Source organism: Microcoleus sp. D3_18_C4 (assembly GCF_036702355.1).
Lineage (GTDB): Bacteria > Cyanobacteriota > Cyanobacteriia > Cyanobacteriales > Microcoleaceae > Microcoleus.
In genome coordinates, this window is the sequence record NZ_JAUBTF010000019.1 from 52,279 (window position 1) to 78,093 (window position 25,815).

At 46.5% G+C, this 25,815-nt stretch carries 21 protein-coding genes; 11 read left to right on the forward strand and 10 right to left on the reverse strand.

Annotated features, from left to right (window positions below; genetic code table 11):
* The first annotated feature begins 26 nt into the window (after positions 1–26).
* From QUA90_RS12165 to QUA90_RS12185, 5 genes are all read left to right on the forward strand, one after another.
* A complete protein-coding gene (locus QUA90_RS12165) occupies positions 27–689 on the forward strand; it encodes a hypothetical protein (protein ID WP_333445684.1) in 663 nt (220 codons plus the stop codon).
* A 103-nt stretch (positions 690–792) separates the two neighbouring features.
* Positions 793–3,942, forward strand: a complete 3,150-nt coding sequence (locus QUA90_RS12170; RefSeq protein ID WP_333445686.1) for an efflux RND transporter permease subunit — start codon at positions 793–795, stop codon at positions 3,940–3,942.
* Positions 3,939–4,652: a two-component system response regulator RppA gene (gene rppA / locus QUA90_RS12175; protein WP_333322601.1), complete on the forward strand. Its 714-nt coding sequence runs from the start codon at positions 3,939–3,941 to the stop codon at positions 4,650–4,652. The genes QUA90_RS12170 and rppA overlap by 4 nt, the downstream gene beginning before the upstream one ends.
* Position 4,653: 1 nt before the next feature.
* The gene (gene rppB / locus QUA90_RS12180; RefSeq protein ID WP_333445688.1) at positions 4,654–5,985 is read left to right on the forward strand and encodes a two-component system sensor histidine kinase RppB; all 1,332 of its coding nucleotides are present in this window, start codon (positions 4,654–4,656) and stop codon (positions 5,983–5,985) included.
* On the forward strand, positions 5,982–6,203 hold the full coding sequence (locus QUA90_RS12185) for a hypothetical protein (RefSeq protein WP_333445690.1): 222 nt from the start codon (positions 5,982–5,984) through the stop codon (positions 6,201–6,203). The genes rppB and QUA90_RS12185 overlap by 4 nt, the downstream gene beginning before the upstream one ends.
* A 39-nt stretch (positions 6,204–6,242) precedes the next feature.
* Here QUA90_RS12185 and QUA90_RS12190 read toward each other — a convergent pair whose 3' ends face one another.
* Positions 6,243–6,722, reverse strand: a complete 480-nt coding sequence (locus QUA90_RS12190) for a DUF2726 domain-containing protein (RefSeq protein WP_333445692.1) — start codon at positions 6,720–6,722, stop codon at positions 6,243–6,245.
* Positions 6,722–7,408, reverse strand: coding sequence for a hypothetical protein (locus QUA90_RS12195; protein ID WP_333445694.1), 687 nt, complete (start codon positions 7,406–7,408; stop codon positions 6,722–6,724). Before QUA90_RS12195 ends, QUA90_RS12190 begins: the two co-directional genes overlap by 1 nt.
* Before the next feature lie 294 nt (positions 7,409–7,702).
* On the opposite strand from QUA90_RS12195, the gene QUA90_RS12200 reads away from it, so the two are divergent.
* Positions 7,703–9,343 carry a thioredoxin-like domain-containing protein gene (locus QUA90_RS12200; protein ID WP_333445696.1) on the forward strand — a complete coding sequence of 547 codons (1,641 nt, stop codon included), beginning with the start codon at positions 7,703–7,705 and terminating at the stop codon, positions 9,341–9,343.
* 339 nt (positions 9,344–9,682) lie between these two features.
* On the opposite strand, the gene QUA90_RS12205 is transcribed toward QUA90_RS12200, so the two are convergent.
* Both QUA90_RS12205 and QUA90_RS12210 read right to left on the reverse strand, forming a co-directional pair.
* On the reverse strand, positions 9,683–10,483 hold the full coding sequence (locus QUA90_RS12205; protein ID WP_333445698.1) for a circadian clock KaiB family protein: 801 nt from the start codon (positions 10,481–10,483) through the stop codon (positions 9,683–9,685).
* A gap of 68 nt (positions 10,484–10,551) precedes the next feature.
* Positions 10,552–11,823, reverse strand: coding sequence for a type IV pilus twitching motility protein PilT (locus QUA90_RS12210; RefSeq protein ID WP_333322612.1), 1,272 nt, complete (start codon positions 11,821–11,823; stop codon positions 10,552–10,554).
* A 305-nt stretch (positions 11,824–12,128) separates the two neighbouring features.
* Between QUA90_RS12210 and QUA90_RS12215 the strand changes: the two genes are divergently transcribed.
* A complete protein-coding gene (locus QUA90_RS12215; protein ID WP_333211474.1) occupies positions 12,129–13,526 on the forward strand; it encodes an amidase in 1,398 nt (465 codons plus the stop codon).
* A 122-nt stretch (positions 13,527–13,648) separates the two neighbouring features.
* Here QUA90_RS12215 and QUA90_RS12220 read toward each other — a convergent pair whose 3' ends face one another.
* Positions 13,649–13,855 (reverse strand): hypothetical protein, encoded by a 207-nt coding sequence (locus QUA90_RS12220; RefSeq protein ID WP_333388932.1) that lies wholly within the window; start codon positions 13,853–13,855, stop codon positions 13,649–13,651.
* On the opposite strand from QUA90_RS12220, the gene QUA90_RS12225 reads away from it, so the two are divergent.
* Entirely contained in the window at positions 13,854–15,797 is a 1,944-nt protein-coding gene (locus tag QUA90_RS12225) for a cation:proton antiporter domain-containing protein (RefSeq protein WP_333445700.1), read from the forward strand. The genes QUA90_RS12220 and QUA90_RS12225 overlap by 2 nt on opposite strands.
* A 366-nt stretch (positions 15,798–16,163) precedes the next feature.
* Here the strand turns inward: QUA90_RS12225 and QUA90_RS12230 are convergent, their stop codons facing one another.
* A complete protein-coding gene (locus QUA90_RS12230; protein WP_333322618.1) occupies positions 16,164–16,355 on the reverse strand; it encodes a hypothetical protein in 192 nt (63 codons plus the stop codon).
* Between the two features lie 75 nt (positions 16,356–16,430).
* On the opposite strand from QUA90_RS12230, the gene QUA90_RS12235 reads away from it, so the two are divergent.
* Positions 16,431–18,089, forward strand: a complete 1,659-nt coding sequence (locus tag QUA90_RS12235; RefSeq protein WP_333445702.1) for an alpha/beta hydrolase — start codon at positions 16,431–16,433, stop codon at positions 18,087–18,089.
* An 850-nt stretch (positions 18,090–18,939) separates the two neighbouring features.
* On the opposite strand, the gene ilvC is transcribed toward QUA90_RS12235, so the two are convergent.
* Both ilvC and QUA90_RS12245 read right to left on the reverse strand, forming a co-directional pair.
* Positions 18,940–19,989 (reverse strand): ketol-acid reductoisomerase, encoded by a 1,050-nt coding sequence (gene ilvC, locus QUA90_RS12240; RefSeq protein ID WP_333043995.1) that lies wholly within the window; start codon positions 19,987–19,989, stop codon positions 18,940–18,942.
* Positions 19,990–20,024: 35 nt separating this feature from the next.
* Entirely contained in the window at positions 20,025–20,201 is a 177-nt protein-coding gene (locus QUA90_RS12245; RefSeq protein WP_333445704.1) for a hypothetical protein, read from the reverse strand.
* A gap of 69 nt (positions 20,202–20,270) precedes the next feature.
* Between QUA90_RS12245 and gloA2 the strand changes: the two genes are divergently transcribed.
* The gene (gene gloA2 / locus QUA90_RS12250) at positions 20,271–20,657 is read left to right on the forward strand and encodes an SMU1112c/YaeR family gloxylase I-like metalloprotein (RefSeq protein WP_333259973.1); all 387 of its coding nucleotides are present in this window, start codon (positions 20,271–20,273) and stop codon (positions 20,655–20,657) included.
* A gap of 109 nt (positions 20,658–20,766) precedes the next feature.
* Complete coding sequence (locus QUA90_RS12255; RefSeq protein WP_333445706.1) at positions 20,767–22,059, forward strand: endonuclease/exonuclease/phosphatase family protein; 1,293 nt, start codon at positions 20,767–20,769, stop codon at positions 22,057–22,059.
* Here QUA90_RS12255 and QUA90_RS12260 read toward each other — a convergent pair.
* Both QUA90_RS12260 and QUA90_RS12265 read right to left on the reverse strand, forming a co-directional pair.
* On the reverse strand, positions 22,026–23,708 hold the full coding sequence (locus QUA90_RS12260; protein WP_333445708.1) for a dynamin family protein: 1,683 nt from the start codon (positions 23,706–23,708) through the stop codon (positions 22,026–22,028). The genes QUA90_RS12255 and QUA90_RS12260 overlap by 34 nt on opposite strands.
* Positions 23,709–23,722: 14 nt before the next feature.
* On the reverse strand, positions 23,723–25,801 hold the full coding sequence (locus QUA90_RS12265) for a dynamin family protein (RefSeq protein WP_333445710.1): 2,079 nt from the start codon (positions 25,799–25,801) through the stop codon (positions 23,723–23,725).
* Positions 25,802–25,815 lie beyond the last annotated feature (14 nt).

The window sequence follows — 25,815 nt, forward strand, 5'->3', positions numbered from 1 at the left end:
TCGCTAAATGTGAGGAGGAAATTTCCATGCTATCGAAATATTTAAATTCAAGTTTGTTATCGATCGTCCGTTACGGGTCTAGTTTTGTTTTGGGATTAATGTTGTGCACGGCTTCGGCTCCGGTGCTGGCGCACGTTGGGCATAACAGCGAGTTTGCAGGTGGGGATGCGGCGAAGATTATGCAGCCGATCGAGGTCGATGCCAGTAAAGCAACCGCATTGGGAATTAAGACAGAGGCAATTGCCGCTACAACCGATGGAGGTATTGTCAAAGTTCCCAGCACCAGTTTGATTGATGCCAATGGGCAAAAGCTCGTCTACATCCAGGAAGGAACAACCTACAAACCAATCTCAGTTCAGATTGGTAGCGACTCTGGAGATGTGGTGGAAATTAAAGAAGGCAATTTAGTTCCGGGAAATCAGATTGTGATCCAGGGGGCAACGCTTTTGTACTCGGAGGCATTGCGAGGTAAACCGCAGCCAGAAACGCAGGCATCACCCGCTACATCGCAAGTAGAAACGCAGGCATCACCCGCTACATCGCAAGCAGAAACGCAAGCATTGCCCACTACATCGCAAGCAGAAGCGCAGCCTGCTCAAGGATCGTCACCTTTGATGTGGGTAGCAGGCGCAGGAGTTTTACTCGTGGGTGGATTCGCCGTCTTTGGGTTAAAAGGCAAGGATCAGTAGACATTCAAAAACCAAGATTTTTGGTAACTGTCGATCGCGACGGAGTAAATCTTTTTACTCCGTCTCCTAAAAGCTTGCCTCCTGCTATCCCAATTTCATTTTTATGTTAAACGTCATCCCCAAATGGTCTATTGCTCAACGATGGTTAGTGGTGTTCGGGGCGATCGCCCTAACCATCTGGAGTACACATACTGTAAGTCGAATGCCCCTCGATGTCTTGCCGAATTTTGCGCCCCCTCAAGTAGAAGTACAGACAGAAGCCCCCGGTCTTGCGCCGGAAGCGGTGGAATCATTGGTGACGTTACCGCTAGAAAGTGCGGTCAACGGAACACCAGGAGTTGAAGTCGTTCGTACCTCCTCAGCCGTAGGAATTTCTGTATTGCGGGTAGTGTTTAAGTGGGGTACTGACCCCTATCAAGCTCGTCAACTCGTGGCAGAGCGATTGCAGGACGTGCAAGACCGACTACCGGAAGGGGTTGGTACCCCGCAGATATCGCCCCTAGCTCCCCCCATCGGAACGGTGATTCAATATGCGTTCACGTCTGACACTACATCGATCATGGAAGTGCGACGTTTGGTGGATGGCAAAGTCAACAATCGCTTGTTAGCAGTTCCAGGCGTATCGCAAGTGCTGGTTTACGGCGGAGATTTGCAGCAGTTTCAGGTGATTGCGAATCCTGAAAAACTCCAAGCGTTGAAGGTTTCCCTTCAGGAAGTCGTCAAGGCGGCAAACGAGGCAAATGCCAAAACCGCAGGTGGATTGTTGATTGACCCCGATCGCGAATTAGTGATTCAGGGACAGGGACAAATTCAGACCATCGAAGATTTGCAAAAAGCGGTCGTCAAGGTGCAGGAAGGAAAAGCGATTCTACTGCAGGATGTGGCAGAGGTGAAGATTGGGGCTGCACTCCAGCGAGGCGATGCCAGTTGGAATACTAAACGGGCTGTGGTCGTGATGGTCAACAAGCAACCTTTGGTGGATAGTCCCACCGTCACGCAAGCCATCATCGAGGCGATGGAGGAAATTAAACCGGGCTTACCCAAGGATGTGAAGGCGAATGTCACTTTCCGGCAAGATGCCTACATTGATGCCTCGGTTGGTAATGTGCGATCGGCCTTGATCGAAGGCAGTTTGATTGTCGCAGCCATTCTGATTCCCTTTCTGATGAACTGGCGCACCCTCACCATCTGTTTGCTGGATTTCTTTCTCACGCTACTGTTCTCGCTGTTAGTGTGTTCCTGGATTGGGCTGGAACTCAACACCATGACCCTCGGCGGATTGGTAGTGGCGATCGGGACAGCAGTGGATGATGCGATCGTCTACTGCGAAAATACCGATCGCCGCTTACGGGAAAATCGCCTCTCGCCCAATCCCCAGCCACCACTAGAGATTATTTTTGAGGGTTCTCAGGAGGTGCGCGAGTCGCTGATTGGAGCGACGTTAATTGGGATTATCGTCTTTTCACCGATTTTCACACTCTCTGGGGTAGAGGGGCGGATCTTCACCCCAATGGGTATTGCCTATCTGGTGGTGGTCATCATCTCCAGCCTGGAATCCCTAGTAATCTCCCCTGCATTGTGTGCCATTCTGCTGCCCCACAGCCGGATGCAGACGACAGAACCCTTCCTAGCCCGGTGGTCTAAACAACTTTACGATCCGTTGCTGCGAATGGCGATGCGTCGCTCTACCTTAATTTTAGGATTGGCCACAGCCTCAATGGTGGCGGCAATGTTGATTGTGCCGACGTTAGGACGGGATTTTCTGCCTACGTTCCAGGAACGATCGCTAATGAATGCGATCGCCCTTTATCCGGGTTCCTCACTCGAAGCAACCAATCGCGTTGGCTTAGCGATTCAAACCGCCCTTAAGGATGACCCCCGATTTGAATCAGTACAACTCCGGGCAGGGCGTGCTCCGGGCGACCCGGATGCCGCATCGGTGAACTTGGCACACTTGGACGTGGAACTGAGTGAAGCTGCGATGCAAAACCGTCCTGCCTCGATTGAAGCCTTGCGGGAGGCATTGGGTCAGTTTCCGGGAGTTGCCACCAATGTCGGTGGATTTATCAGTCACAGGATGGATGAAGTGTTGTCGGGGGTCAGGAGTGCGATCGCCATTAAAGTATTCGGCAACGATTTACAAGAACTACGCCGCATTGGAGAACAAATCGAAACGACAATGAAAGACGTGAAGGGATTGGTAGACCTTCAGCTTGAGCCCCAAATACCGATCCGTCAAGTACAAATTCAATTTAACCGAGATGCAGCCGCTCGCTACGGATTGACGATCGCCCAATTGTCCGATTTCACGGAAACAGCCCTGAATGGTCGCGTGGTTGCTCAAGTGCCCGATGGTCAACAGTTGGTCGATGTGTTGGTTTGGGTCAACGAATCAGCCCGTCGCAATCTCAACACGATTCGCAACCTCCAAGTTAATGCCCCAACAGGTCAAATCATCCCGCTTTCGCAAGTGGCAAAGGTTGAGTTTGGCAATGGACCAAACACGATTAACCGAGAAAATGTCTCGCGTTTAATTGTAGTGTCAGCCAACGTACAGGGACGCGATGTTGGTTCGGTCGTCGATGACATTCGCGCCAAGGTTAAGCAATCAGTGCAACTGCCCCAAGACTACTATATTCAGTACGGCGGACAATATGAGTCGGAACAACGCGCTGCTCAAAACTTCCTAATTTTCGGAATATTAGCGGTGGTGGCGATCGCAGTATTGATGTACTTCACTGTGAAATCCGTTCCTGCCATGCTGATGGTGATGATTAACTTACCATTGGCACTGGTAGGGGGTGTTATCTCAGTCCTGCTGACGGGCGGCGTTATCTCAGTTCCGTCAATGGTGGGCTTTGTGACGCTGTTTGGCGTGGCGACGCGCAATGGATTGCTGCTCGTAGACAACTACAACACCAAAATGGCGCAAGGAATGCCGCTTCCCAAAGTCATTGTGGAAGGCTCGATGGAACGGTTGCTGGCGATTCTGATGACAGCACTCACCTCGGCATTGGGGATGGTTCCCCTGGTCTTAAGCGGTGGGGCTGGTAAGGAATTGTTGCAGCCTTTGGCGATCGTTGTCCTAGGCGGACTCTTTACCTCAACTGCTCTCACCCTACTGGTTCTACCTGCATTGTATGCTCGATTTGGGAAGTTTCTGATGCCTAAACGGATTATGGAAGCAACCGGGTTGAGAAACTATGGCATTGAGCAGACACCAACGAAAGAGGACGAGGTTGCAATAAAATGAGAATTCTGCTGGCGGAAGACGAACCCGATTTGGGTGCTATTGTGCAACGCACCTTGAGCCGAGAAAAGTACCTGGTGGATTGGGTGCAAGATGGCACAACTGCTTGGAACTATCTGGAAGACCAATGGACGGAGTACACGGTGGCGATTTTTGACTGGTTGCTACCGGGAACTTCTGGGCTGGAACTGTGCCAACGTTTGCGCCGGCAGAATAATCCTTTACCCGTTTTGATGTTGACGGCAAAAGATCGCACGGAGGATATGGTAGCTGGGCTGGATGCTGGGGCTGATGACTATCTGATGAAACCATTTGTGAAAGCGGAGTTGTTAGCTCGGTTGCGGGCTCTCCAGCGACGGGGACGGAGTTTGTCGCCAGAACAGTCGCCATATTTCAATCCTGCCCAACTTGAGGCGGGGCGATTGCTGCTTGACTATACTAAATCCATCATCTGTACTACCGATGACGAAGGACAGCTAAGGGTGATTCCTCTGACGGCTAATGAGTTTCGGTTACTGGAATATTTCATGCAGCATCCGAACCAAATCCTCACGCGCGATCGACTTTTGACTCGGCTTTGGGATGTCGATACTGACCCGATGAGCAATGTAGTTGCTGCTAGAATTCGTCTGTTGCGCCGCAAGCTGGCAGATTATGGCTGTGACGGGATGATTGAAACGGTTCATGGATTCGGGTATCGCTTGAACAAGTAATATGCACTCCAACAAACTATTTAACCGCACCCGCAGGCAACTTGCGGGCTGGTATGCGATCGTCATTGGGTTGTTGTTAGGTATATGCGGTGTTGCAGTCTATCAGGTTGTGTTTCACACGCAGCGATACATTCTTCAGCAAAAACTACAGTCCTTAGCCGGAACGCTGCATGACACTATCGAACCACAATTACAACAACCGGGACAGATTTCATCCAGCTTGAAAACTATTTTGCCAGGTTTGTGTCTGTGGAATGAAAACTGTTACTCTTCAGGCAATGACGGGGCGCGACATACTGCTAGGGTGTTTCAGCAGGAGGGATATTATCTCCGCTTTTTAGGCCAATCTGGGGAAATATTAGGGAAGGTTGGAGAGCAGCCGGATGTATTAGAAAACTTTGCACCAAATGAGTTTTGGCAAATTCTGCATCTTTCTAATGGCGATCGCTTTTATCAAATTTCTCTATTACTAAGAACAAACAGCGGTTTGCCTTGGGGTTATATGCAAATTGGGCGATCGCTCAAAGAATGGGATGCTTATCTGAGCACTTTGCGATTGTTGCTCTTTTTAGGCTTACCCTTGGTCATGCTGCTAGTGGGAGGAGCGAGTTGGTGGTTATCTGGATTAGCGATGCGACCAATTTATCAGTCCTATCGCCAGATGCAACAATTCACCTCCGATGCCGCTCATGAATTGCGAACGCCTCTGGCTGTAATTCAGGCTACTGTTGAGGATACTCGTCTGGCTGAAGATTTACCCGAGGTTAGTCAAAACCTGGATATTATCGAACGACAAAACATCCGCCTTTCTAGGTTAGTAAAAGATTTATTGTTTATTTGTAGACTTGAGCAACAACAGATTCCGACTCAATTGCAGCATTGCTGTTTCAACTATCTGATCGGCGATTTAGTAGAAGAACTTGCAGGTTTAGCAATGGTGGCTGAGGTGGAATTGAAGTTAGAAATTCGTGCTTCGCGAGCCGTTGTAATTCTTGGGGATGAAGCCCAACTTTACCGAATGGTGACGAATTTAATTACCAACGCTATTAACTACACTCCCCCAGGAGGGCTAATCCTTGCCATCCTCGATTGCACCGACACGGAAGCCATAATTCAAGTTCAAGATACAGGTGTTGGTATCAACCCAGCCGAACAAACGCGAATTTTTGATCGTTTCTACCGAGTGCAGAGCGATCGTTCTAGAGCCACGGGTGGTGCTGGATTAGGGCTATCGATTGCAAATGCGATCGCAGTGGCTCATCAAGGCACCATTCAAGTCCAGAGTGAGTTAGGAAAAGGCAGTACATTTACAATCCGTCTACCACTCAAATGAGAACAATATTACTGCGATCGCGTCAAGATTGCCTTTGCAAGGAGAACCGCAGAATATCAATCTCTGGGTTAACTCGATCGCAAGTGCGATCGACCAGAAAAAAATTAACGGTGTATTGGTTATTTTGGAAAATAACAGCAGGGAAAACCAAGGATAAAATTTGGAATAAACAAGAAGACTATATTGTTGGTGAACCCGGCGTGGAAGCCATATATTAATTAGCTTGGTATTTTCGGACATAACCTAACTATTCCTACTTACCAAGCTATAAGCTGAACTTGAGGCGCGACTGATTCCATACAATACCGCCTGATTAGCGCTTGGGCCTCTTCCCTGTCTTCTCCTGTGAATAAATTTAAAACTACTTCTTTATCTGGAGACGAGAGATATAACAAACCACACTTTTTTACCCGCGAGTAAATTAAGGGAACTTTGGCAAACTCAAGTAAAGTAGCTTTTTTGCGATCGCGCTCTCTCGCTTCTGCGCTATCGTGGTATTGAGACTGAAACTCTACTACTAGGCAAGGATTGTAGTTCAAGTCTGTGATTAGAGCATCCACAGCACTGGGGCTACATAAAAACTTTTTTAGTTCCCAGTCAAGGTTGCTAACTTGTTCGCAAATTTGGGATAAGCCCACCTGTGTATGGATTTTATAGTTGTTATCTACACAGGTATGAAGAAACTCAAGCATTCTTTCTTCGTAAGGGTTGACCAGTCTTTTGGCTTTGACAGACATTATTGTGCCTCCATGAGAATTTTTGCAAAGTGACCCAGGAACTCTTCTAGAACTTCAGTTGAACTGATAGAAACCTGCCATGCGTAGGGAAAGAGTTTATCGGAATTAACTATTAGAGAAGATTGGTCATCGCTTAAAGTATCTGCTTTAAATTCACCCATGATTTCGATTGGAAAAAGCGTTGGATCGTAAGAATTTCGGTAAATATCTCCTTTAGTCTGGTATTCCATTTTTAGTCTATATGACTCGAAAAGAGGCAGAGGCCCAACCTTTTCGGTCATGTAATTAAAAAAAATGTCTCTCTTACTAGGTAATATCCAATAACGGGCTATTAGTGTTTCATCTATAACCTGTTCTTCTTCCAAGTCAACATAACACTTAATTGTGAGTAGATATGGTTCTAATATGTCTTGGGGAATAGAAATACATAAACCCTCTTTCCGCTGAGCTAAAACAAGTTGATAGCGCTTATCTCCTTTCCTCGGGTTTTTAAGTCTGTATCCTATATATTGAGAGGTTCGCTTTTCCTCAAACTTGTCATAGAAACCAAGTTGCTTGAGTAAACTCACAGCTAAAGACATCAAATCTTCGCCGCCTTCAATCACTTGAATATTGGTTGAAATCAGGCGGGGTACGCCGTTTTCTATCTCAAAACGCTGGATGACATCGTAGATAATTTTAGACATAGGCTGATTCCTAAAAACCTTGGCTAAGGTTCCTAGAGATAGCTTAAACTGACCAGCCAGGGATGTCAAGCATCTTGGCTAAGATTTTTAGAAGTTAATTCTATAGGGCTTTTTTGAGTATTTATACGCAGGAAGGACAGTGAAGCCCGATCGCACCCCTCGCCCCCTCTTGTGGTACAGGCACTCCGACCTGTACCACAAGCCATTGTTTAACCCGCTTTTTCCCCATGCCGCTAAACTTCCCGCTAAATTAAAGAAGTAAAAAAATCATTCACGTCCTACCCAGGAGATGCCATGCCTCGCGTCAGAGCACCAGAATTCCCCGGAAACTACCCCTGGCTAAACACCGAGAAACCTTTATCCATTGAATCCTTAAAAGGTCGGGTCGTCCTCCTCGACTTCTGGACGTACTGCTGCATCAATTGCTTGCACGTCCTCCCAGACTTAAAATACCTCGAACAAAAATATAAAGATTCCCTCACGGTTATCGGCGTTCACTCGGCTAAATTTGAAAACGAAAAAGAAGTAGAAAACATCCGCCAAGCTATCCTCCGCTACGATATCGAACATCCTGTAATCGTTGACAGCGGCATGAAAGTTTGGCAAAGCTACGCGGTTCGCGCTTGGCCGACTTTAATGGTTATCGATCCTGAAAGTTATGTCGTTGGCTTTGTTTCCGGCGAAGGCAATAGAGAAGCACTTGACGAGTTAGTTGGCAAGTTAATTGCTGAATACAAAGATAAAAATGCACTTAACTTTAAAGAACTGCGTTTTAGCTTAGAAAAACAGCGCAAACCTGTATCAACACCATTGGCTTTTCCCGGAAAAGTGCTGGCATTTGCGATCGCTGCAACGGAGGCCAAACATTTCCACCAACAGGTTGCGCTTTTGGGGGAAATGAGTCAGGAAAATGAATCTGTAGATGAAACTGTATTGCCAGGGCCTGCTAATTCAGTCATACAAAACTTAGTCGGTTCTTGCTTATTTATTGCCGATTCCGGCCACAATAGGATTGTTGTCAGCACCCTCGAAGGTGAGGTGCTGCACGTCATCGGTAGTGGCCAACCGGGTTTAACTGATGGGGACTTTGAAGAGGCTGAGTTTTTTGCACCTCAAGGTATGGCTTTTGATGCAGAAAGTCAAATTCTATATGTTGCTGATACGGAAAATCATGCTCTCAGAAAGATTGATTTTACGACTCAACGGGTAGAAACTGTTGCTGGTACGGGCGAACAAAGTCACGAAATTTCACCCCGCAGTGGCAAGGCTTTAGAAACGCAATTGAATTCGCCTTGGGATTTAGAAAGAGTTGGAAATAGGCTTTTTATTGCAATGGCGGGTTCCCACCAAATTTGGGAAATGCAGTTAGACACTGGCACGATCGCCACTTATGCGGGTATCGGTCGAGAATCCTGTGTGGACGGGAATCTTGCAGAATCTGCTTTTTCTCAGCCCAGCGGCCTGTCTACGGATCGATCGGAGTTGTTTGTTGCCGACAGCGAAATTAGTTCGATTCGTGCTGTGGGTATAGATGAAGACCCGAAGGTGCGTACAGTTTGCGGTAGCGGTGAATTGTTTGGTTTTGGGGATAAAGATGGTCGCGCTGAGGAGGTAAGGTTGCAGCACTGTTTGGGTGTTGAATACGCTCAAAATTACCTCTGGGTGGCTGATACTTACAATCACAAAATTAAGCGGATCGACCACCGGGGCGGTACGTGCAGAACAATGATTGGAGATGGTACAGCAGGTTTGGTTGATGCTAAAGGTCTCAAGGCTCGATTTTTTGAACCTTCAGGGTTGAGTGCGATCGGGCCTCATTTGTTTGTTGCTGATACGAACAATCATGTGATTCGGCGAGTTGAGTTGGATACGCTGGAAGTCACAACTTTGGATTTCCCGAGTTTGTGTCCTCCGGAGGTTTGTTTTCCTGATTAAGTCGATCGATCTTTTTGACATCAGGCACGGTTCTCAATTCTCCTGATTGCCCGATTGATTGTGGTAAAGTAGGGTGCTCTTCGGCGCACCTTACCACAATTTTCCAGCCAAGTAAGTTACTCTAATTATTCGCGGTGAGTGTAGTGCCTTACCCGCAATTCACTCCTAGATGGAGAACCTCTATATTTAGGGTGTACGGCCAAAGAACACCTAACCGATATAAGTAGAACGCCAAACCACTTTTTGCGTCCAGGACTGAATTATTAAATGTTGTGAATTCCATCGCTACTAACACCGCGATCGCCCGTATTAAATAATCGCAAAAATCCTCGCCCCCATCTAAAATTCCGAATAGCTCAGCAGCCGTACTATTTTTTCATCATCGTTCAATTCGCCGACAATTCGTCGCACGGGTTTCGGCCAGATTTTAATCAAAGTAGGAGTTGCTGAAATCTGATCTGCCTCAGCTTGGTCTGGATGTTTCAAAACATCAATTACTTTTAAAGTGTAGGGACGATCGAGGCATTTCTCTAAGAACTGGTGTAAAGTTTCTAGGGTGCGTTCGGTGCTGGGGTTGCTGCCGGAAACAAACAGACGCAAAACGTACCCTTGAGTTTGTGGCGGTGGGGTGAGTGCTGTTGGTTTGGGAAGCCGAGTTTGCTGCGCTTGCGGAAAGCCCAAGGGAGTTACTATGGAACTGCTCCAGTCCGATCGAGCTTCGGGGCTGGCATACTGTACAACTAAGTCGTGATTTTCCCAAAGTTCGGGGAATTCTTCGTGATAAGTAGCAATCGCCATCGGTTCGCACATTTCTTCGCTCCGGGGATGCCACACTAAGTCGCCAGTCCCAAAAATGGCGTTCAGCAGCGTTTGATGTCGCAGCACGGGGGGGTAAGCCTCGGCAACAACCCGCACCTGCCGATCGCCTGGATCGAGCCAGGAGTCAACGGTTGCCGTGTAGCAAGGTATCAGAAAATGCGGGGGTTCCGACAAACCGAGGAGCTCCTGTAGAGCTACGCACAACTGCAAATGCCAGCGAGTTTGCTTGTGCGGGTCTATGCAATAGATTAAGTCTCCCCCTGGTGTAAACAGCGCAATGCCTTTAAAAATTTCTGGCAAAATCGGGCGATCGACTTTCAATTCAGTACACCAATAACTGTTAACAGTTAACAGTTAACTGTTAACAGTTAACTGTTAACACTCGACCTTTAGACTCGACCTCGGAGCATCTGAGCCATTTCGTTCGGAAACGGCGAGTTCTCTACACAAAGTTCTTCAGTAATCCGACCTTCTTGATAAAGGCCGTAGAGCGACTTATTCATCGTCGTCATGCCTTCATAAGTATCTTTGATCATGATTTGATTGATTTCCTCATTCTGGCCCTTCAGAATGTATTCCTTAACCACGTCGGTATTGATCATAACGTCGTGGAAAGCAGCCCGCTTTCCGTCTGTGGTTTTGCACAGCAGTTGAGCAATAATCGCCACTAGGGATTCGGAAATTGAAACCCGTATGGCATCCTGTTCTTCCGCCCCGAACATATCAAGAATCCGGTTCAGGGTCTTAACCGCACTGTTGGTGTGCAGGGTTCCTGCAACTAAGTGACCGGTTTGAGAGGCTTTGAGGGCGATTTCCACCGTCTCTCTGTCCCGAATTTCTCCTACTAGCAGCATATCCGGGTCTTGTCGCAGAGCGCCTTTGAGAGCGCTCATAAACTTGAGGGTGTGCCTGCCGACTTCCCGGTGCTTAATCAAGGATTTTTTGCTTTCGTGTACGAATTCTACGGGGTCTTCGATCGTGATGATGTTGTAGGCTTTATTCTTATTGATGTAGTCGATCATCGCGGCCAAGGTGGTAGACTTACCCGAACCTGTCGGGCCTGTTACCAAAATCAGCCCTTTGTGGTAGCCACATATTTTTCTAAAGACCTCCGGCAGTTTCAATTCCTCCAGTGTCATTATTTTGGCAGGAATTAGCCGCAGCACCATTGCCGGGCCGGCCAAGGAGTCCATGCAACTAATCCGAATGCGGACGAACCCGAAGTCGAAAGCGCCGTCAAAGTCTAGAGTTTTTTGGAAAATTTCAATTTCTTCATCGCTCATGCACTCCCGCAACCAGCCAAAAAACGTATCTAAATCGGTCGGTGGATAGCCGATGTCGGCAATCTCGCCCCGGGTGCGGAAGCGGGGAACTTCGTTTACTCCGAGGTGAAGGTCGGATACTCCTTCATCTTTGGCTCGGATTACTAGCTCTTTCAAACTCGGAACTCCGCCGCTGCTAGAGCTGTGGCTTTTAGGTGTGGCGAAGGATTGCGGCGCTGGTGCGGGTGGCGCTGCTGGTGCTGGTGCGGCAGGCGGCGGTGCTGGCGGCATTCCTGCTGCTCTGGGGGGCATCCCTGGAGCTGGAGGGCGGGGCATTCCTGGCGGTGGGGGAGCTCCGGGTACGGGCGGGCGAGGAGCTGGCGGATGCTGTTGTGTCATATGCGCTACCTTAAGTTGGTGAGAAGGCTGACTCGAACAGATGATTTGTGGGAGTTGAACAATGCCGATCGCCATTGTGCGCGTCTTGCACAAAAGCTTAACTGTTGTTCTCAGTCTATCCCAAGATAGGGTCGTAGTGCTGCACTACTAAGGAAATATTCTGCCAATTGGAGGATGCCATCACTCTCGATATATGATCACATATGGACTTTTGACTTTTTTGGATAAATTTCTTAAGGAAAAGAGTTTGCAGCAACTCAACAGTATTAAATTATACTTTGCCCAACTATTAAGGAGTTAAACGGATGAATTCTGTCGATCGGGCTTTTACTCCTGCTCTGGAGTTGGCGAAGTCGATTCGCGCCCTGGAAGTGTCGCCTTTAGAAATTGTCAATCTTTACTTGGAACGGATCGATCGATTAAACCCTCAGCTTGGCAGTTATTTTACAGTAACCGCCGATCGGGCGATCGCCCTGGCTAAATCTCAAACCGAGCAACTAGCTGGCTTAAACAAGCCACAGGAATTGCCACCTTTTTTCGGAGTACCAATTGCGATTAAAGACTTGACACCAGTTGCCGGCGTTCCCTGTACCTATGGCACTCAAGCTTTGGTGAATAACATATCTAACTACAGCGAGTCAGTGGTATGGCGGATCGAAGCAGCGGGATTTAACATTCTGGGCAAAACAGCAACCTCTCAAATTGGCTCATTGCCTTACACCGAACCCCCAGGTTTCCTGCGGGCGCGCAATCCCTGGAATTTAGAGTATACGCCCGGAGGTTCCAGCGGCGGCTCAGCGGCGGCTGTAGCGGCGGGTTTATGCGCGATCGCCCAAGGTTCAGACGGTGGCGGTTCGATCCGAGGCCCAGCTTCCTGCTGCGGTTTAGTGGGCATTAAACCATCCCGGGGGCGAGTTTCCTGGGCCCCCGTCGGAGATTACCTCAGCGGCATTTCTGCCAACGGCCCCCTGGCGCGCACTGTAGCTGACGCCGCCGCACTTTTGGATGTAATGTCAGGCTACACAACAGGCGATCCGTACTGGCTACCAGATTCAAATCCGACGTTTTTAGAAGCTTCCACTCAAGAGTTAGGCAAGCTACGAATTGCTTTTTCTACCAGTATTTCCCCTGTGGGCGAGGCTTCGGCTATCTGTCAGCAAGCGGTACTCGAAACCGTCAAGTTACTGACAGATTTGGGTCACGATGTCGAACCGGGATGTCCTGATTTTACGGGTTTAATCGAACCGTTTATCGCAATTTGGCAGTCTGGGGCGGCGGCAAGCGGCATTCCAGGCCCTGCTTTGGAACCGATGAATCGCTGGCTGTTAGAAAGAACTATTTCCGCTGGGGAATATTTGCGGGCGGTGAATCAAATGCAGGTGATTTCACGGCGGATTGTGGGATTCTTTGAAAAATTTGATGTGTTAGTTTTGCCGACTTATATGCACTCGCCAATCCGGGTTGGGGAGTGGGCGGATTTGAGCTTTGAAGAAACTTTGCAGCGAATTATTAATTGGGTTGCTCCTTGTCCGCCGTTTAATGCTAGTGGTTTGCCTGCGATCGCACTTCCTGCCATTTTAGATAACAATGGTTTGCCCGTGGGAATTCAAATTATCGGGCGGCCTGCGGCGGAAGCTACTTTAATTGCTTTAGCGGCGCAGATGGAAGCGGCGAAACCTTTCCCCGTTTTAGATTTTAAATAGGGAAGAGCAAGAAATAAAAGCACGTTTCCCTTTTTTATGGGTATGCCAAATCAGGACTTGTGTGCGGCGAACAAAAAATCCGGTTTATTGCATAATTTTCTAGTCAGCCATCCCATATTTGACTAATAAACCGAGTTGATCGCCCAGTCATACTTATTACCAATTACGCTGTAATTTATTGATAATACCTCTTTAGATTGATAGACATTTTGATTATTTCCTTTTAAATATGGTAGCAGTTCGCTGCCAATATTTAGGGTGACATTCATGTTAACTTCCGGCCCGATTACCGCTCCCGTTCCCGTTTTCCTGGTTCTTTTAGCAATCATGCTAATCGCACCGCTGGTATTTGAGCGCTTGCGACTGCCGGGAATAGTCGGTTTAATTATTGCTGGCGTAATTGTAGGGCCAAACGGTCTCAATTTGCTGCAACGGGACGCTACTATTGTTTTGTTAGGTACTGTAGGATTGCTGTTTTTAATGTTCCTAGCGGGACTGGAAACTAGCCTCGACGACCTCAAACTCAATGCGGACAAAGCGGTCATATTTGGGCTGGCTACTTTTTCGCTACCGATGATATTGGGGACAGGAGCAATGCTGCTGTTGGGATATAGCTGGCTGGCTGCAATTTTAGTCGCTTCTTGTTTTGCTACGCACACGCTTTTAGCGCTGCCAATTCTCACCAAATTGGGATTGATGCGAACTCAGACTATTACTGCGACTTTGGGCGGAACTTTAATTACCAATGTGTTGGGACTGTTGGTGCTGGCAATTGTTGTCAAAGCTTACAAAGGAAATCTCACGCTCGATTTTTGGCTGGTTCTCATTCCATCTCTTGCTATCTATACTTTTGCTACTTTGTGGGGAGTCCCCAAAATCGGTCGCTGGTTCTTTAAGAAATTCGGCCACGACGAGAATGCCGAATTTATATTTGTACTGGCTACCCTATTTCTAGTTTCTTACGCAGCAGAACTAATTGAGATTGAGGCAATTATTGGTGCATTTTTATCGGGAATTGCCATTACTCAAATTATTCCCAAAATGAGTCCGCTGATGAATCGGATTGAGTTTATTGGCAATACGCTGTTTGTGCCGTTTTTTCTGATTTCTGTGGGGATGTTAATTGACCCGCTAATTTTGGTGAAGCAGCCGCAGTCTTTGTTGGTGGCGGCAGTGATGATTTTAGCAGAGGTGGTGAGCAAGTTTTTGGCAGCTTGGCTACCGGGGAAATTATTTCGTTTTGAGTTTCCCAACATTATGGTAATGTTCGGTCTTTCTGTTGCTCAAGCTGCTTCTACTTTGGCTGCGATTACGGTTGCTTTTGACATTAAATTGGTCGATACTGAAACGGTGAACGGCATCATTGCCATGATTTTAGTAACTTGTGTCGCTTCTCCTTGGATTGTATCTCGGTGGGGTCAAGAAATGCAGCAGCCGGGGTCAAGTTTACCGACTGCTACTTCAGGAAAGCATTCCTGGGGAGACCGAGTTTTAGTGCCTGTTGCTAATCCGAATACGGAAGATAATTTGCTGCGTTTGGCTTTGATTTTAGCAAAAACATCTCAGGGAACTTTGCTACCGCTGCATATTTTGTCCGATCGCGGGGAAGCAATTTCACCGGCAGATAAAATGCAGCAAACTCAACTTTTGACGGCTGCGGAAACTGTCGCCCATGCCGCTGCTTGTGCGGTTGAACCGATCGCAAGGATAGATGATGCGATCGATCGCGGAATCCTACGGAGTGCAACCGAACGCGAGGCTAGTTTAATTGTTTGCGGTTGGAAGGGATTTTCTACGACTCGCGACAATTTTTTTGGCAGCATCATTGACAATGTGGTAAGGCGATCGTCCGTACCCGTACTGATTGCTCGATTTCCCGATCCTCTCCAGAATACAGCCAGAGTTATTTTGGCGGTAACTGACAGCGAGTTGACTCGGTTTGGATTTCAGGAAACCGTGGATATTGCTAAGAGTTTGGCCGAGGAACTCAAGGCGAGTTTGCAAGTGTTGTTGGTGGCGACAAAACGGGAACAAAGCAACCAAAGTGCGGCGGAGGTGGGAATTCTCTCTGAGATACCAGTAAATCGGGTTCGGGGAAATTTTATCAAGTTAGTTTCGCAGAATTTGTTAGAACACGATTTGCTGATTTTAACAACAATTTCTCAGCAACAAAATTTGTGGGAAAAACCGGGAACTCTCAAAGAACCGGAAGCGATCGCCCGCACTCACCAAAACATTTCGATGCTTGTTGTTTATTTTCCTGTATCTTGAGGAAGAGTTTAACCGCAGATTATGTTATGAATCTGCATTCATCTGCGGTTAATATTTTAGGACTAAAGCCAACGGGCAAATTAAACAAAGGTATGTATAGCCTTTCTCAGTAACATGAGGTGATCTGGCGGGCATAGGGCATAGGCATAGGGCATAGGGCATAGGGCATAGGGTTCGCCCCCATACCTCACCACGCTTGAGAACCGCTAGAGTTGCGAGAGACTCGCTCTTTCCTAAGCTAAGAAAGAGCGCACAAGCGCAACTACATACCTAAAATTTAAGCCCTATTTCTGACAATTGTGTAAGTCTTATATTTAATCCTAATCCAACGGAATTGCTAGCAAAATTTCCGCACCCTTGCGCGGTTCAGAAATACACTACATCGCTCTTTTCACTCGCGAAGTTGGTATTTTTTGGGCTGCCGATTAAAAAATCCTTCAACTCATCATCATTAGCACCCGCACAAGAAGTGCACTTAGGTACGGAATGTGCGATCGGCCAGTAAATATGCGTAGAGGCTTTGCCGATCGCACCCCGATGGAGGCAATTTCTCGGCATCTAGAACAATATCTCGGTATCTGGGAGAATTTTGAGAATATGGTGATCTACCCCCTCTAGTTCAATAAGGTAAAAATGAGCATCAGACCAAATTTCAGATGGTTTTCTTCAGTGGCGAGTGTTTTGGGTTCGATTTCGATCAGCCCTTTGAGTGGCGCGACATCCTCTGTAAAAGCAGCAGAAACGGTTGTTGTCCGCAAAGGTATTTTAGAATCGTCAATATCGGTGGCGGATTTGCGCGAACTCGCAGAAACAGGAAAAGTCCCCGCCAGACTGCAAGCTTATGCCAATCTCCTGTCTGAGGAACAGCGGAGTAAAATTTTTCGGGCGCTGCAAGCGAAAATTCCCCTCAATGTAGTAGGTCTGAGCAACTTGCTAAATACGGGCATCGGGACTGCCATCCTGACGGATTTGACTACAGTGATACCCAGGCGCGACGGTGCCGGTGTGGAAGCGCTGCGAGCGGCTTTGGTGCAGGGAGCAAACGCGCCGGAAGGCTTATCGGTATTGAGTTTCATTGAATCTTATCCGAGCTCGCGAGTAGTGGTGGATCTCGATCGAGCTTTCACAGTTTTGGGAAATATGAATGCCAGTTTTTGGCAAACTCAGCGCTTTATGGCGGCGATCGCACCTCAGTTAGCAGCGGTTAAACCGGCGTTTAAGCTGCCTTTCGATCCAACCCAGCCCGGCCCTAATTTGGTGCAGGTACGGGCGCTAGATTTGAACGATAGTGCCCGCAATCGACTTATTCCAGTTGATGTGTATTGGTCGGAAGCTGCGACAGCCGACAAACCGACGATCGTCTTTTCTCACGGGTTGGGTTCCGTCCGCACGGATTTGCGCTACTTAGCCGAGCATTTGGCGTCTCACGGCTATGTAGTAGCAGCTTTAGAACATCCGGGCAGCAACGAGACGAATACCAATGCTGCGATGGCGGGGAAGTGTCCCTTGCTAGCTCCTCAAGAGTTTTTAGACCGTCCCAAAGACATCAGTTTTGTACTCGACGAACTGACAAAATTGAACCAAACTGATGATAACTTGCAGGGGAGAATGGCGATCGACCGATCGGTAATAATTGGCTATTCATTTGGGGGCGCTACAGCCTTGTCCTTGGCCGGCGCCGAACTGCAATTGAGCGGACTCAAACAAAGGTGTCAGGGGGATTTGATTGGGTTCAGCTTAGGCGAAGGCATTCAGTGCGCGGCGGCCGGATTGCCCGAAGAACGGTATCAGTTGCGGGATGGGAGGATTAAAAGGGCGATCGCCATGAATCCGATCACATCATTATTATTTGGAGAAACAGGTTTAAGTGCAATTCAAATTCCCACCTTAATAGTAGCATCTTCTGCCGACAAAACAACTCCCGCCTTAGCCGAACAAATTGCAGGCTTTCCGAAAATTCCATCTCCTAAATGGCTAGTTGGTTTGGTAGGAGGAACCCATTTAAGTGTCAAAGATCCCAGTACAACTTTAAACCAGATTCGTAGACCGAGTACAGTAATTACCGGGGATGAAGTAGTCGGCGACCAAGCTGTTAGCATACGCAATTATATTAAAGCTGTAAGTTTGGCTACCGCCGCGCAACTAACTGCTGAAGCTGATAAATATGCAGTTTTTCTAACACCAGAATACGCGCAATTTGCTTCCACATCGGCAATCCCGGTGCGGCTAGTAACAGAAATTTCCTCTGAAACTAATGCAGTAGTGCAAACTTTTCTTAAAGGGAATAAGTAGTGATTAGTAATTAATCATTAGTCCTCAGCTAATAACTAATTCTTAAGAGTTGTAGTAATATCAAATAAGGTGATATGGAAATTATAATTGAGTGCGTCTTCTCGGTCGCTCCTGAGAGCACGGAGCCACACGGGAAGCTCCCACGGCACTCGGAAAATTATGATTCCGATGTCAGCGGAAACGATATTACGACTAGCAGCTTTTCCTTTTGTATGGGCGGCCGCTTAGCCCCGAAGGGTGTATTTTTTTCTTAAGCTGTTTCTGATATATTTTTTCCGTGCAAGGGCAAAATATAACAAACTGCTTCCACAAACTCTACTCCCAAACTGCGATGCCTAAAAAAAATCTTATCCCGTTATTGCTTCTGTTGGCAGCCCTATTTACCCTTTACGGTGACACTTTAACTTTTCTCCCCAAACCTGTAAGAGATACTAGCGTGGCAAGCCGAAAGTTCTTCGTCGGGTTGTGGCCAGATTGGTTGAGGCCGAGAGATTTCAACGAGAAAAGGCAACAGGATATTGATAAATTGCAAAAAAGTCCTAGCCCGAGTCGATAGTTTTGAGCTACCAACGACAAACCCGGTTTCTCTAACAATACCTAGCCATTTTCTTGTAGTATTGTAGGTTGGGTTAAGCGAAGCGAAACCCAACAGTACGATTTTAGATTTTGGATTGTAGATTAGAGATTTTTTATCCACTCTCTAATCTGTAATCGATTAAACTTAAGATTTTAGATTTTCCTCCCAGCGGTAAGGTGTGCATTGCACACCCTACAGATAGAGGTTATGCCTCCAGGGCTGTTTTAGATTGGTCTTCCCATCTAAAATCTAAAATCTAAAATCTAAAATTGATTAGGCTTGCTTTTTCAACCAGCTAAACATAGCTCGCAAATCTTTACCAACTTCTTCAATAGGATGTTCTGCTTCCTGACGGCGCATGGAGGTAAAACCTGGTTTGCCAGCTTGGTTTTCCAGAACGAATTCGCGGGCAAATTGACCGGATTGAATTTCGCTGAGAATTTTCCGCATTTCGGCGCGGGTTTGATCCGTAACGATGCGGGGGCCGCGAGTTAAATCGCCGTATTCTGCGGTATTGGAGATGCTGTCGCGCATTTTGGCGAGGCCTCCTTCTACTATTAAGTCAACGATAAGTTTAACTTCGTGCAAACATTCAAAATAAGCTAATTCCGGTTGGTATCCGGCGTCAACTAAAGTTTCAAATCCAGCTTTAATTAATGCGCTCAAACCGCCGCACAAAACTACTTGTTCGCCAAAAAGATCCGTTTCTGTTTCTTCGCGGAAAGTGGTTTCCAGGATGCCAGCTCTGGTGCCACCGATACCTTTAGCATAGGCCATTGCCCGATCGCGCGCTTGACCGGAAGCATCTTGATATACTGCAAACAAACTCGGAACACCTTCCCCTTGTTCGTAAGTCCGTCGCACCAAGTGTCCAGGGCCTTTGGGGGCAACCATTACTACGTCTACATTGGCAGGGGGAACAACTTGGCCGAAGTGAATGTTAAAACCGTGAGCAAATGCTAAAACATTTCCTTCAGAAAGGTTCGGTTCGATTTGTTCTTTGTAAATAGTTTTTTGAACTTCATCGGGCAATAAAATCATGATGAAGTCAGCGGCGGCGGCTGCTTTGTCTACCGGGTGAACTGTTAAACCCGCGTCGGTTGCTTTGGCTGCAGATTTGCTACCGGGATACAAACCGACAACCACATTCATGCCACTGTCTTTGAGGTTAAGCGCGTGGGCGTGTCCTTGGGAACCGTAGCCGATGATAGCAATCGTTTTGTTGGCTAAGAGGTCTAGGTTCGCGTCGGTGTCGTAATACATACGGGCCATAATCCTTGTCTCCTGAGATGCAAATTGGGTGATTGACTGCAAAACTCTCATTTTATCAAAGTAGGGTACTTTTTTTGCAGAAATTTTTAGATTAAGATTTGGAAGGGGGAAAATAAAGGGCGATCGCCCTGAATTTCGCAGGGTTTCTCGCAGAGTCTGCGATCGTCAAATATAATTGTCAATAGCGTGCTGTGCTGTTGAAAAAAAACCCAACTATAGCAACCACGCCCGACGCTATTGACATTCTTAATGGCTGAAACCATTGCTGTTACTGCTTCTTCCTTCTTCCTTCCTTCTTCCTTCTTCCTTCAGCTATAACTAACTTTTTTCAGATGAAAATAAAAGCAATACATCATGTGGCGATTATTTGCTCGGATTACGAAGCCTCGAAAAAATTTTATGTAGAAGTATTGGGATGTTCCATTATCAAAGAAACTTTCCGAACCGAGAGGAATTCTTACAAACTAGATTTGCGAGTCGGAAACGGCGACACCATCGAGCTTTTTTCCTTTCCCCATCCTCCTGAAAGAATTAACAATCCTGAAGCCTGCGGTTTGAGACATTTAGCTTTTGCAGTTGAGGACATAGAAGCATCAGTTGCTTACTTAAAATCCCAACAAGTAGAAGTAGAAGAAATTCGCCTTGACGAAATTACCGAAAAAAGGTTTACATTTTTCCGAGACCCCGACAACTTACCATTAGAAATATATGAGAATTAAGGAGTCTATTTATTTTGTCAAGCCGTTATTAAGTCAACCAGTCCGTAGTGCTGACTATAGAAATTGCATCATTCATTTCCCTCTAAAATATAAAATATAAAATTGTATAATGGACAGATTAATCAGAAACACAATCACCATCGGATTGCCGACTTTAATGCTCTTTATCGCCATATTAGCTACAGGAAAAACAGGTGATGCAGCCGTTTGGTCGGGTTTGGTCAAAGTCGGCGGTTCCTTTGGTATGCTGATCGGTTTAGGTGTGTTGGTATTTGTAGGATTTGTTGCCAATTCTGTTAGTTATTTTGTGGTAGATAGCTTGCTAGTGAGGTTTTATCAAAAGCGGTGCCAGTTGGAACAGCCAGAACAACTGGTAATAGAAATTGATAAATTGCCGATTACCAACGACCTTAAAATTAAGCTCAAATGGGCAGTGATGCACAGCACGCCCAACAAAAATATTAGCTTGAAGCACATAATTTTAAAATGGTTTATTATCGCAGCAACTGTCAATGCCGTATTGTCAATAGTCGGTTATTTAGGACAATTCAACATTTTTTTTGAATTGAGTTCTCATTTTAAACTACAATATCTGCTGCTGGGTTTCTCTACTTTTATATTCTTCGCTCTGGTGCGCTCAAAAAAAATATGGTTGTTGGTGAGCGCATTTTGCATTATTATTAATTTGGCGGAAATTGTTCCTTGGTATTTTCCAGCGCCAGCAGTTGCCGGAGCAACTCCCGGACACAACTTGCGGATGTTGCATTCAAATGTTTTAAGGGCTAATCGGCGATATTCTGAGGTGATATCGCTGGTTAAAGCAGAACAACCTGATATCGCGGTTTTTGTGGAAGTCAACTCAACTTGGGCAAAACAGTTATCGGTTTTAAGCGAGATTTTTCCTTACTCTTCTACCCAGCAAGAATCTGAGAGATTTGGCAGTGCAATATACAGCAAGCTGCCTTTAGAAAATTCTTCGGTTAAAGCCTTTTCAACGCGAAGAAAGAGCTTGTCGGCGGATGTTAAATTTCAAGGTAAAATCATTTCTCTGATTCTTGCTCATCCGACTGTGCCAGTCAAACAGGAGAGTTTTATCAATCGCAATAAACAGCTAGCAGCCATCGGCGAGTATGCAGCCCAAATAAAAAATCCGCTGATTGTGGTTGGGGATTTAAATACCACAATGTGGTCGCCGTTCTACAAAAATATGGTAAAAACCGGAAATTTGCGAAATGCGCGATCGGGGTTTGGCATTTTACCGACTTGGCCGACTTTTATGCCGCTGGCTTATATTCCGATCGATCACTTTCTAGTCAGCAAAGAAATTGGTGTTTTAAAGATTCGTACTGGCCGAAATGTCGGTTCGGATCATTTGCCGTTAATTACAGATTTGGTCATTTGAAGGCAGGATTCGATATTTTCTAACAAATTATTGATTAACTGTATCTGGTATTGCTGAATATTTGTCTGTAGCGGTTCTTTGCTGTCTTGAAAACTGATAACTTTTCCGGCGATTTCCTTGTAGTGTTGCAGCATGGAAAAAGTATCGGTGCTGAAGCGAGCGAGATAGTTTTTAGCAGCCTCGCTGCAAATTTCCTTTACTTGATTTAGATAAGCTTCAGACGATTCAGGCGGCTTTTCATACCCTGTTCTTTTATTCAAAATATAGCTAGCACCGCCGACTACTGCGGCTCCCACAGGCCCGCCCAATAGCCAACCTAAGCCGGTGGCGATCGCCACTGGAGCCACTTCGCCCTCGATCGACTTTTGCGGTGGAGGTGGCGGCGGTTCGGGTAAGCTGACTTGTGGGGCTGGGGGAAACGAAATCAAAAGGGCGATCGGCTGTTCTTTCTCAAAGAATTCGCAAGCTTTATTTACCCATTCTGCGATGGTTTGCTGCTGATGTAAGACCTCTCGCTGAAATTTTAGCTTCCACGCATCAAAACTTCCTTCCTGGAGCGACAGCGCCATTTCCGATTGATAGCGCTGCAAAAGTGTGGGCTGGTAAAGCCAAATCTCGAAGTCAGAAACGCTGGCTTGAAAGCCTTTTGATATCAATTTTTCAGCTTTTTGTTTAATTTCAATTTTGTCTTTGTGCTTTTGTTGAGCAGCAGCTATTTCTGCGGTGACAGTTTCAGCTTTGGCTCGGAGAGATTGGCAAATTTTAGTAGCTATAGCTTCAATTCTGGGCAACTTAACTGCTAGTTGTTCCTGTTGAGCAACTACAATACTTTGCAAAGCCGATTCAAAGGTGGCAATTCCTGTAGTTTGGGCGGCCGCCACATCTCCTTTCAGCCTCGCCCTCAAAGCCGGCAAAGCATCGACGCGGTAGATATTGCTGATATTGTTCGGCAAATTGGAGCGAAAACTTTCGGCAACAAACAACAACCGATTGTACACTTGTTTTTGGTCGTCTGGTTCGAGTAGATTGAGAAAATTGGCAACAAAGAGTACAGTGTTGATGTTGCGATCGCTCAACCAATCTCTCAAGTTTTCCCGTTCGCCTAAAGTCATCAATTTGCGAGCATCTAAAACCTGCACAACTAAATCAGCCGTTAGCAATTTATCCCGAACCAAATTATCCTGTTCTTCCCGATCGTTGGTTCCCGGTAAATCCAGCAATTCCACACCGGTTTGCAGGAATGGATGGGGACAGTAAACATTCACGGCCGCGACATCATCCCGCATTTGTCTCGCGTCGTCAAGGATGGCGTAGCGTTTCAGAACATCAGTCCCCGGTTCGCTAATTTCCGTGCCGTCTTTCAGGGTTATTTTTGCGTGCAATTCCTCGCCGTAGTTGACATAAATGGCAGCACCTGTAGTGGGCACGAGGTCGATCGGCAAAGCCCGATTTCCAAGCATTGCATTGAGCAAAGTTGACTTGCCATAATTAAACGGGCCAAAGACAGCAACTTGAAAAGTTGGTTTGGCTAGATAGTCGCAGATTGAGGTGGTATCTCGATACAGTTGGGAGTTTTTGTCAAGTTCGAGAATACCCAGTGCTGATTTGAGATAGTCGGTCAGGTCTTGATAAATTTCGGTTTGTTGCATATTGTTGTTTTATTTCATCTAGCTGATGCTAGGAAAGCTTGATATAGCGATTCAATACTCTGCGACTCGGCAGAAACATCAGCCTCCAATTTTTTCAACCGCTCAGATTCAGCCTGACAATTAATCTCGCGAGATTCCTTTTGCTCCAGCAAATTATCTAACTCAGCTTTCCGAGAATTAATATCCGCATTCATGCGATCGCCCACTTCTCGCCCGTAAACATCAAAACACTCTTTCACAGCATCGTGAATCGGCTGCCACTGTTCCTGAGCCACTTGCGGCAGATATTTCACCAACTCTTTTTTCGCAGCTTTCACCAACTCTTTGCGAGCTCCGTCTGCTTGCAAAACCCCAACACCCAACCCCAACAAAGCCAAGTACAGCGGCCCTAAAACAATCCCCGTCAAACTAGCAATAATCGTACTAACGCTTAACACAGTGATTAAATTCAGCAGGATATTTTTCCAGTCAAAACCAGCTCCTGCCATTGCTACGCCCGCCAGATTTCCGGTCGTTAACGAGAACAATCCCATCGCCCATTTTGCCCAAGCTGGCGAGGTATCTTCGTTCGAGTTGCTGACTGCTGCTGGTATTTTTTGCCCGGTCAGTTTTTCGGTGATTTTTTCAGTCACTTTCGTGTAAGATGCTCCGTAATTTGCCGCACTTTTCGATAGCTGCGAAAATGCTGAATTCATCTCTTGTTCTGCTGTGAGAGTCCAAGCTGCTAATTTGTCGTTGATGTACTGCTCTAATGCTCGTTTGAGCGATGCTTCAAAGGCTTCTCGCTTGCCTTGGCTGAAGAAATCCAGAAATTTTAGATCCGGTTGATACCGCAAAAAGTCTGTTTCAAAGGTATTTTCTAAGTTGAGAACGTAGGCGCGGAAAGAATCTGCGATCGCCCGCGATTTACTATCTCTAACTTCGATAATTTCTTGTTGAAACTCATCGCGAATGTGAGTCAGTTTTTTAAACTCCGGCTCAACTGAATTAATCTTTTCCTTCAACTCATTGACATCGCGATCTAGTAATGGTAATCTGCGCCCAACAGCTTCGCGGACACGAGCAGAAATTTGACGCGCCAAAGTCCTCGCCGGACGCAATTCCGAAATCGCCCTTTCCTGGGTCAAAAATGTATTCAGTGCCGCCATAAACTCGGGAAAACCTGTTCCTGCCAAATCCGCATCCGGGTTTTTCATCCGCAACCTGAGCGCCTTAATGGAGGTAATTGCAAACACTCGCTCGTCGTAAATATCATGTCCTTCGGTTAAACAATATTCAGCCAAATTAGCTTGAAAAACCCGTCGCAGTTTCCCTTCTGCTTCTGCCAATTCTTCAGGATCATCCGGGTCAATCAAACTTTCCCCCACTTGATCCCAAGCATTTATCAGGAAGAAAATGCTCAATCCGCGATTTTTGATGTAATTTTCTAGATAGCGTCTTTCACCCATTGTGCAAGGCTGAGTTGCCCTGAGTACAAACAAAATAGCGTGGCAGTTGTTGATGTAACCGAGAGATAATTCGTTGCGGGCTTCTGTATCGTTTAGTCCGGGACTGTCTACTATTTCTATGCCTTTTTCCAGCAAAGGTAAGGGATATTCTACTACGGCACAATCGATATCTGGAAATGCTGGTTTCTTTTCTTCTTCTAAACGTTTTGCCTCAGCGGGGTCAATTGTGTAGTTCTGTTTAAAGCTTTTAAAATCTAGCTGTTTTGGGCTTTTGCCGTCATTGAAATAAACAGTAACTTTTTTTTCTGAACCATAGCGCAAAATCGTCAACAAAGCTGTACAGGGATTTACATCGCTGGGCAGTAAGTTTTCGCCGATTAACGCATTGAGAAAAGTGCTTTTTCCGCGTTTCATGTCACCTAGCACTAACAGGCGAAAGACTCCTTGGCGCAAGTTTTTACTGGCGACATCAATGTCAGCGTTGTCTGTTTCTAAACCGAGTTTTCCCGATGCTTCTCCTGCTGCTAATTCTGATTGGTTGATGGCTGTGGCGATGTTGCTGAGGCGATCGGCAATTTCTCGGCGGACGGCGGCTACGCGCTCTAAATCGTTGAGAAAGTTGCTAGTTTCTACTTTAAGGTTCATGGGTGTTTCCTGAT